We start from the raw sequence: 8126 nt of genomic DNA on the forward strand, positions 1-8126 counted from the left end.
AATAAAGGTAAGTGTGTTTTGCTCATAACTAGTCGGTTTAATATATATTCCCTTTTAAATATGGTATATTAAAAAAATAAGCGTATCCTTTGGTTCTAATCCAAATTTGAGAAAGAAAGGTATGGAAGTTTATGTTGTTTGTACTTGATGTTGGGAATACCAACACAGTATTAGGAGTATTTGAAAAAGATCAATTAAAGCATCAATGGCGGATAAAAACAGACCGTTATAAAACAGAAGATGAATTTGGAATGCTAATTAAATCCTTATTTGATCATAGTGGAATTGCGATTTCAGAGATAAAGGGTGTTATTATATCTTCTGTAGTTCCGCCGATCATGTATGCTTTAGAAAAAATGAGTAAAGATTATTTCCATCTTGAGCCGATGATTATTGGAAAAGAAACGGTACATTCTTTCTTAAACATGCGTTATCCTAATCCAAGAGAAATTGGTGCAGATAGAGTGGTCAATGCAGTAGGGGCAATAGAAGATTATGGATCGCCATTAATTGTAATTGATTTTGGCACTGCCACTACGTATTGCTTTATTAACAAGGACAAAGAATATTATGGAGGAGTTATCTCCCCAGGAATCAATATTTCAATGGAAGCACTATATAGCAAAGCTTCTAAATTACCGCGAATAGAGATTCAAGCTCCTACAAGTGTAATTGGGTCTTCGACTGTGGAAGCAATGCAGTCTGGTGCTTTCTATGGTTATGTAGGACAAGTTGATGGGATCGTTCGCCGAATTAAAAGTGAAATGCAAGTAGAAGCTACGGTCATTGCTACAGGTGGTTTAGCATCATTAATTGCCTATGAATCAGAAACGATTGACCATGTAGATCCATACTTAACATTAAAAGGACTTTATCTTATTTATAATAAAAATAAAGCGAGCTGGAAAGGAGAAGAGACAACATGAAGGACTTTATATTAAAAGCAACAGCTTACGATGGTATGATTCGAGCTTATGCAGCTTCATCAACGGATACTGTTGAAGAAGCAAGAATGCGCCATGATACGTGGGCAACCACTTCTGCTGCGCTAGGCAGAACAATTACCATCACTGCATTGATGGGTGCCATGCTTAAAGGGGACGATTCCATCACATCGAAGGTTTTGGGGGATGGACCAATTGGTGCGATAATTGCGGATGCAAATGCAAAAGGTGAGGTACGAGGATATGTTCAAAATCCCCATGTCGATTTTGACTTGAATGATAAAGGAAAATTAGATGTTGCTCGGGCAGTGGGTACAAATGGAAGTATAAGTGTCATTAAGGATTTAGGTTTAAAGGATTTCTTTACTGGAGAAGTTCCGATTATTTCCGGGGAAATTAGTGAAGATTTTACGTACTATTTCGCCAATTCAGAGCAGGTACCTACAGCAGTTGGTGCAGGAGTACTTGTGAATCCTGATCATAGTATATTGGCGGCGGGTGGTTTTATCGTACAGGTTATGCCTGGAGCAAGTGAAGAAGTAATTAATCAGCTAGAGGAACAAATTCAGTCTTTTCCGGCAATATCTACTTTAATTCGAGAAGGGAATACACCTGAACAAATACTGCATCGACTGTTTGGAGAGAATGAAATTAAGGTACATGAGTCGATTCCACTGGAATTTCGTTGTAATTGTTCAAAAGAACGCTTAGAACGAGCAATAAAAGGCTTAGGAAAAGATGAAATTCAATCAATGATTGATGAAGATAACGGGGCAGAGGCGAATTGCCATTTCTGTAATCAGTCTTACCAATTTTCAGAAGAAGAGTTAGTTACGTTAAAAAATCAAATTGGTTAATTACATTCAGGGATTTTCCCTGGATGTTTATTATAATTACCTGTATAGTTCGTATAACCGTGCCTTAGGTACCGTAGGGTTATAGGGGGAACAAATGTCAATGTCAAAAAAATTATTATTAGCGATCATTGTTGTACTTTTAATTACAAATATAGCTACGTTGTTAGTTTGGAATAATGAAGAGCGTGTAGAATTAGGCAATGGAGATAGTAAAAGCTTAAGCCAAAAGGAAGATGTAGCTTCGGTTGATGGTGAAAATATTACATTTCAGGAATGGAATCAATCCTTAAGGAATAATTATGGTAAAAAACAATTACAAACACTAATTGACCAAAAAATTGTGGAACAAATGGCAGACGAAAAAGGTATACAGATTAGCGATAAAGTTATCAATCGCGAAATATCAAGGTTGGTAGCAAAACAAGGTGTATTGTCAAAATCGGAATACACAGCATTAGAAGAACAATGGATAGAAGATATCCGATATCGTTATCAACTACAATTGCTATTAGCTGAAGGGGCTTCGATACCTGAGGAAGAGATAACAACTTATTATAATACATACGGCGATCAATATAACTTCAGTGCTTCCATGCAAACGTCTCATATTCTTGTAGATAATATGGAGACTGCAAATAAAATATATGAAGAGTTAGAAGCAGGAGCTTCATTTAAATTACTTGCGCAGGAATATTCGAATGATGAAACCACGAAGAAAGATGGAGGCTACTTAGGATTCATTTATACATCGAGTCAATTCTTTCCAAATGGTTATGCGGATATTGCCGTAGATATGAAAGAACATACGTATAGTAAACCATTTGTCGCTGATAATGGTATTGCCATTCTATATCTTCATAGAAAATTACCCTCTATTGAATTCACTTATGAAGAGATGAAACCATATATAAAAAGTGAACTGGCCTTACAGGAAAAGAATCAACCTTTAGAGGCTGCCGCCCTTTGGAGTAATAAGGAGATTGACTGGATATACGGAGAAAACCAATAATATAAAACAATCTGACAATTATAACGTTTGAGTTGACATTTGACCAGGTAAAACGTAAATTAGAATTAATCATACAAAATAACTAGGAATTAGGAGGAAATGAGGATGGAAGTAGCGAATAATATAGCTGAACTTATTGGGGAAACACCCGTTGTGAAATTAAACAATATAGCAGATGACGACAGTGCGGACATTTATGTCAAGCTAGAGTTTATGAACCCTGGCAGTTCTGTAAAAGATCGTATCGCATTAGCAATGATTGAAGCCGCCGAAAAAGATGGGGCATTAAAAGAGGGCGATACAATTATTGAACCTACTAGTGGTAATACGGGAATTGGCTTAGCAATGGTAGCTGCTGCCAAAGGGTATAAGGCAGTACTTGTTATGCCAGATACGATGAGCCAAGAACGTCGCAACTTATTGCGTGCATACGGTGCTCAGCTTGTTTTAACTCCCGGTGCAGAAGGGATGAAAGGAGCCATTAGTAAAGCAGAGGAGTTACAGAAACAAAATAATTATTTTATGCCACAGCAATTCAATAACGAGGCCAACCCTGAAGTTCACGCACGGACAACAGGTGCAGAAATTGTTTCACAAATGAGTGAAGGTTTAGATGCGTTTGTTGCTGGTATTGGTACTGGAGGTACAATTACTGGGGCAGGAAAAGTATTAAAAGAAAACTTTGAAGGCATACAATTATATGCAGTTGAACCATCTGCTTCTGCCGTGCTTTCCGGTGAAACTCCGGGACCACATAAAATTCAAGGTATTGGTGCAGGATTCGTTCCCAAGATTTTGGATACGGATATATATAATGAAATTTTACGAATTGATAATGAGGAAGCATTTGCTACTTCAAGAGAAGTAGCTACTACAAATGGGATTTTGGGTGGTATTTCTGCTGGTGCTGCAGTTGCAGCTGCTAAGAAAATAGCTAAAAAGCTAGGTAAAGGTAAGAAGGTGCTTGCTGTATTCCCTGATAATGGAGAAAGGTATTTATCAACCCCGCTTTATCAATTTGAGGAAAAATAATTTTTAAGTTGTTTGCCAGTATCGTAAAGGTACTGGCTTTTTTACGTAAAACATCAACTATATAAAATAATAGTTGATTGAAAAGCTTTTCTTACGGGATCGGGTCGCCTGGTGTCTCGTTCTGTGATACGATAAATAATGAATTTGGTAGAAAGAAGGTACGGCTACTATGCGTTTAACAACGAAAAAGAAAGCTTATGATTTAACAGTACGCACGCATATTATGGGAATCTTAAATGTTACTCCTGATTCTTTTTCCGATGGTGGCAATTATACCACGATCGCTAAAGCAGTGGATCAGGCTATTCTTATGGAGAAGCAAGGTGCAGATATTATAGACATCGGTGGAGAATCAACCCGACCTAATCACGATCCAGTCTCACAGGAAGAAGAAATTGAGCGTGTAGTTCCAGTAATAAAGGCAATAAAGGAAAAGGTGCAGATTCCAATTTCCATTGATACATTCAAAGCTGGGACAGCCCAAGCCGCGTTAGAAGCTGGTGCAGATATTATTAACGATGTATGGGGAGCAAAGAAAGAGCCAGCAATTGCTAACGTTGCAAGCGCTTTTCAATCTCCAATTATCTTAATGCATAATCGAGAACATATCGATTATCAAAATTTAATTTCAGATATGCTCAACGATTTGCAAGAAAGCATTGATATAGCTTTAGCAGCAGGAGTGAAGAAAGACAATATTATTATTGATCCCGGGATTGGTTTTGCAAAAACGGCAAAAGATAATTTGTTAGTACTGAATCAACTGGAACGGTTCAAGCAGTTAGGCTATCCTATATTACTAGCTACGTCGAGGAAAAGATTTATTGGACGTGTATTAGACTTACCAGCTAATCAGAGGGATATCGGTACAGGTGCTACTACTTGTATGGGAGTAATGAAAGGCGCCCATATGGTACGTGTTCATGATGTGAAGACAAATGTGGAGTTATCAAAAATGATGGATGCTATGCTTCATGTAAAAAGAGGGTAGAATATGGATAAAATAATCTTAAATAACTTGCAATTTTATGGATTTCATGGATTACTTTCAGAGGAAAATAAGTTGGGTCAACGGTTTCAGGTAGATGCGACATTATATATTGATTTACGGCATGCTGGGAAAAGCGATGATATGAATCATTCTGTCCATTATGGACAAGCATATGAATTGATCAAAGAAGTAGTTGAGGGGGAAAAGTTGAATTTAATTGAAGCAGTGGCAGAAAGTATTGCAACTAAATTATTAACTAGGTTTCATTTGTTGGAAGCATGCACGATCAAAGTTACGAAACCAGATCCCCCAATCCCGGGCCATTATGATTCAGTTGCCGTAGAAATTTATAGGGAGAAGAATGATGAATAAGGTATATCTAGCATTAGGAACAAATATTGAACCAAGAGAACAACATTTAGAAAGTGGGTTGCGGGGAATAATGGAGCACCCTAATATTACAGTTACCAGACAATCTTCTATTTACCAAACAGCTCCTGTAGGGTATACAAACCAAGCTGATTTTTTAAATATGGTCATTGAAATAGAAACATCATGTAGCCCGTTAGCCTTATTGGATTATTGTCAAACGTTAGAGCAAGAATTAGGAAGAGAACGAACGATTCGTTTTGGTCCAAGAACAATAGACCTTGACATTTTACTTTATAATCAAGAAAATAGTAAAACAGAGCGATTAATCATTCCGCATCCACGGATGCATGAACGTGCATTCGTTCTAATTCCATTACATGAAATAGCGCCAGATATAGTAATACCAGAGCAGGAAAGGCGAGTATCTGAATTAATAAAAAAGCTTCCGGGAAAAGACATAAAGGATGTATCTATATGGATAAAAAACGAATCGGCAGACGAATAAAGGCATTTCGCAAGTTAAAAGGCTATACACAAATAGATTTTGCCAAAGAACTAGATGTTCCACTATCTGCCATTGGTGGTGTTGAACGAGGATCGAAAGAACTTTCTGACGACCTTTTACAAAAGGTGGCTGCTACATTAGAAATATCCAAAGAAGAATTAACATTGCAAGTACAAGAGGTAGATAATAATTCAGGAGAATCATAAAAGAAAAGAATTGTTTATTCCAAATTGGGAATTAAATATTTCTTTGTAGAGTATGTAACTAAATGGGAAGAGGAAGCTAAAGCTTAATGATTATTATAAAATTTGCAAGTTGCGGGTTTTTACCATGAATTGTATTTGTTTTATCAAAGCTCATGAAATGAAAGATGGATTAGAATAAGCTATACTTACCTATAGAAAAGACTGGAGTGATAATGGTGTCAGAGGAATTAAATGAACATATGCGGGTGCGCCGAGAAAAGCTTGACCAATTTGTAGAACAAGGGGTAGATCCGTTTGGTGGAAAGTTCACACGTACCCACTTGGCAAGTGAATTAAAAGATATGTATGATCGTTACTCAAAGGAAGAACTAGAAGAGAAAGAAGAAGAAGTAACCATTGCAGGAAGAATGATGACAAAACGGGGTAAAGGAAAAGCGGGGTTTGCTCACATTCAGGATATCAGTGGTCAGATCCAACTTTATATACGTAAAGATAAAGTTGGAGAAGAGGCCTATGAAATTTTCACATCCAGTGACATGGGGGATATTATTGGTGTCACTGGGGTAATGTTTAAGACAAAAGTGGGTGAGCTATCAGTAAAGGCTACTAGGTTTCAGTTATTGACGAAATCCTTACGCCCATTACCTGAAAAGTACCATGGTTTAAAAGATATAGAGCAGCGCTATCGTCAGCGTTATCTTGATTTAATAACAAATATGGATAGTAAGGAAACGTTTGTGCTAAGGAGTAAGATCATTCAAGCAATGCGTCGTTATTTGGATGGACAAGGGTTCTTAGAGGTAGAAACTCCGATGCTACACGGAATTCCTGGTGGTGCATCAGCACGACCTTTTGAAACCCATCATAATGCATTAGATATTCCTTTATATATGCGTATAGCTATCGAACTTCATTTAAAACGTTTAATTGTAGGCGGTTTGGAAAAGGTTTATGAAATTGGACGGGTCTTTCGTAATGAAGGTGTATCTACAAGACATAACCCAGAGTTTACAATGATCGAATTATATGAAGCCTATGCAGATTATCATGATATCATGTCACTAACCGAAAACCTGATTGCCCATATTGCTAAAGAGGTATTAGGAACAACGAATGTTACCTATGGAGATCATGAGGTGAAACTGGCGCCAGAATGGACAAGATTGCATATGGTTGATGCGGTTAAAGAAAAAACTGGTGTGGATTTCTGGAAACAACTGACGGATGAAGAAGCTCGTAATCTGGCAAAAGAGCATGGAGTAGAGATTACTGATACGATGACATTCGGGCATGTAGTGAATGAATTCTTCGAACAAAAAGTAGAGGAAGAACTAATACAGCCAACATTTATTTATGGACATCCAGTGGAGATTTCTCCACTGGCTAAGAAAAATAAAGCAGATGATCGGTTTACAGATCGCTTTGAATTATTTATTGTTGGACGCGAGCATGCCAACGCATTTAGTGAATTAAATGATCCGATTGATCAACGTGAACGTTTTGAAGCGCAGGTTAAAGAACGCGACCAAGGAAATGATGAAGCCCATTATATGGATACGGATTTTCTTGAAGCTCTAGAATACGGAATGCCGCCAACCGGAGGTCTTGGAATAGGTGTAGATCGATTAGTTATGCTTTTAACTAATTCTCCATCTATAAGAGATGTACTGTTGTTCCCGCAGATGCGAAATAAATAATAATAAAAGTAGTCAACATAGGACGAGCATGCTCGTCCTATTTTTTATAAGAAAGCGGATGTAGCCAAAGAAGGTTTTAGTTTATGTATAAGGGGTAGATGATATATAAAGACGAAATAAATAAAAGAAGGAAAATATCGAATTTAAGAAAGAATACAAATTAAAGCTTCGTTAATTTTTCTTTAAAAAAAGCTTGATTTCAAACTACAAACATGGTAAATTAAATACCGTTGCTTCATAAGGCAACAGAACACATGCCATGCATAACTCTTGAAAATAATTTAAAAAAGTTATTGACTTATGACGCGCTGCATGGTATATTAATAAAGTCGCCAATTTGGGAAGCGAAACAGTTGATTATAAAAACTTGAAAAAAGTTATTGACACACGCTAATCAAACTGGTATAATAAAAGAGTTGCTGCAAAAAGCGACTAAGAAATATTTGCTCTTTGAAAACTGAACAAAACAACCAGTATGTCAAGAAAAACAGGTAACCTGTTATTTCTATAAAA

The 8126-nt window shown here is 36.9% G+C and carries 9 protein-coding genes; all 9 read left to right on the top strand.

What is annotated here, in order from left to right:
* Positions 1 to 131: 131 nt before the first annotated feature.
* The 9 genes from M948_RS31125 (at position 132) to lysS (ending at position 7613) form a co-directional block, all read left to right on the top strand.
* Positions 132 to 926 carry a type III pantothenate kinase gene (locus M948_RS31125; RefSeq protein ID WP_031335312.1) on the top strand — a complete coding sequence of 265 codons (795 nt, stop codon included), beginning with the start codon at positions 132 to 134 and terminating at the stop codon, positions 924 to 926.
* On the top strand, positions 923 to 1801 hold the full coding sequence (gene hslO / locus M948_RS31130) for an Hsp33 family molecular chaperone HslO (RefSeq protein WP_021290375.1): 879 nt from the start codon (positions 923 to 925) through the stop codon (positions 1799 to 1801). Before M948_RS31125 ends, hslO begins: the two co-directional genes overlap by 4 nt.
* A 94-nt stretch (positions 1802 to 1895) precedes the next feature.
* Positions 1896 to 2810 (top strand): peptidyl-prolyl cis-trans isomerase, encoded by a 915-nt coding sequence (locus M948_RS31135; protein WP_306465015.1) that lies wholly within the window; start codon positions 1896 to 1898, stop codon positions 2808 to 2810.
* Positions 2811 to 2915: 105 nt separating this feature from the next.
* Complete coding sequence (gene cysK, locus M948_RS31140; protein WP_021290377.1) at positions 2916 to 3842, top strand: cysteine synthase A; 927 nt, start codon at positions 2916 to 2918, stop codon at positions 3840 to 3842.
* Between the two features lie 169 nt (positions 3843 to 4011).
* Positions 4012 to 4833, top strand: a complete 822-nt coding sequence (gene folP / locus M948_RS31145; protein ID WP_021290378.1) for a dihydropteroate synthase — start codon at positions 4012 to 4014, stop codon at positions 4831 to 4833.
* 3 nt (positions 4834 to 4836) lie between these two features.
* The gene (gene folB, locus M948_RS31150; RefSeq protein WP_021290379.1) at positions 4837 to 5205 is read left to right on the top strand and encodes a dihydroneopterin aldolase; all 369 of its coding nucleotides are present in this window, start codon (positions 4837 to 4839) and stop codon (positions 5203 to 5205) included.
* Entirely contained in the window at positions 5198 to 5710 is a 513-nt protein-coding gene (gene folK, locus M948_RS31155) for a 2-amino-4-hydroxy-6-hydroxymethyldihydropteridine diphosphokinase (protein WP_021290380.1), read from the top strand. The genes folB and folK overlap by 8 nt, the downstream gene beginning before the upstream one ends.
* Complete coding sequence (locus M948_RS31160; protein ID WP_021290381.1) at positions 5680 to 5916, top strand: helix-turn-helix domain-containing protein; 237 nt, start codon at positions 5680 to 5682, stop codon at positions 5914 to 5916. Before folK ends, M948_RS31160 begins: the two co-directional genes overlap by 31 nt.
* Positions 5917 to 6131: 215 nt before the next feature.
* A complete protein-coding gene (gene lysS / locus M948_RS31165; RefSeq protein WP_021290382.1) occupies positions 6132 to 7613 on the top strand; it encodes a lysine--tRNA ligase in 1482 nt (493 codons plus the stop codon).
* The last annotated feature ends 513 nt before the right edge of the window (positions 7614 to 8126 follow it).

It is taken from the genome of Virgibacillus sp. CM-4, assembly GCF_000445495.1.
GTDB lineage: Bacteria > Bacillota > Bacilli > Bacillales > Amphibacillaceae > Virgibacillus > Virgibacillus salexigens.

Bases quoted from the DNA above. Each gene is read 5' to 3' on its own strand.
- cysK (WP_021290377.1), top strand. From the start codon at position 2,916: ATGGAAGTAGCGAATAATATAGCTGAACTTATTGGGGAAACACCCGTT.
- folP (WP_021290378.1), top strand. From the start codon at position 4,012: ATGCGTTTAACAACGAAAAAGAAAGCTTATGATTTAACAGTACGCACG.
- M948_RS31135 (WP_306465015.1), top strand. From the start codon at position 1,896: ATGTCAATGTCAAAAAAATTATTATTAGCGATCATTGTTGTACTTTTA.
- folK (WP_021290380.1), top strand. From the start codon at position 5,198: ATGAATAAGGTATATCTAGCATTAGGAACAAATATTGAACCAAGAGAA.
- hslO (WP_021290375.1), top strand. From the start codon at position 923: ATGAAGGACTTTATATTAAAAGCAACAGCTTACGATGGTATGATTCGA.
- M948_RS31125 (WP_031335312.1), top strand. From the start codon at position 132: ATGTTGTTTGTACTTGATGTTGGGAATACCAACACAGTATTAGGAGTA.
- M948_RS31160 (WP_021290381.1), top strand. From the start codon at position 5,680: ATGGATAAAAAACGAATCGGCAGACGAATAAAGGCATTTCGCAAGTTA.
- folB (WP_021290379.1), top strand. From the start codon at position 4,837: ATGGATAAAATAATCTTAAATAACTTGCAATTTTATGGATTTCATGGA.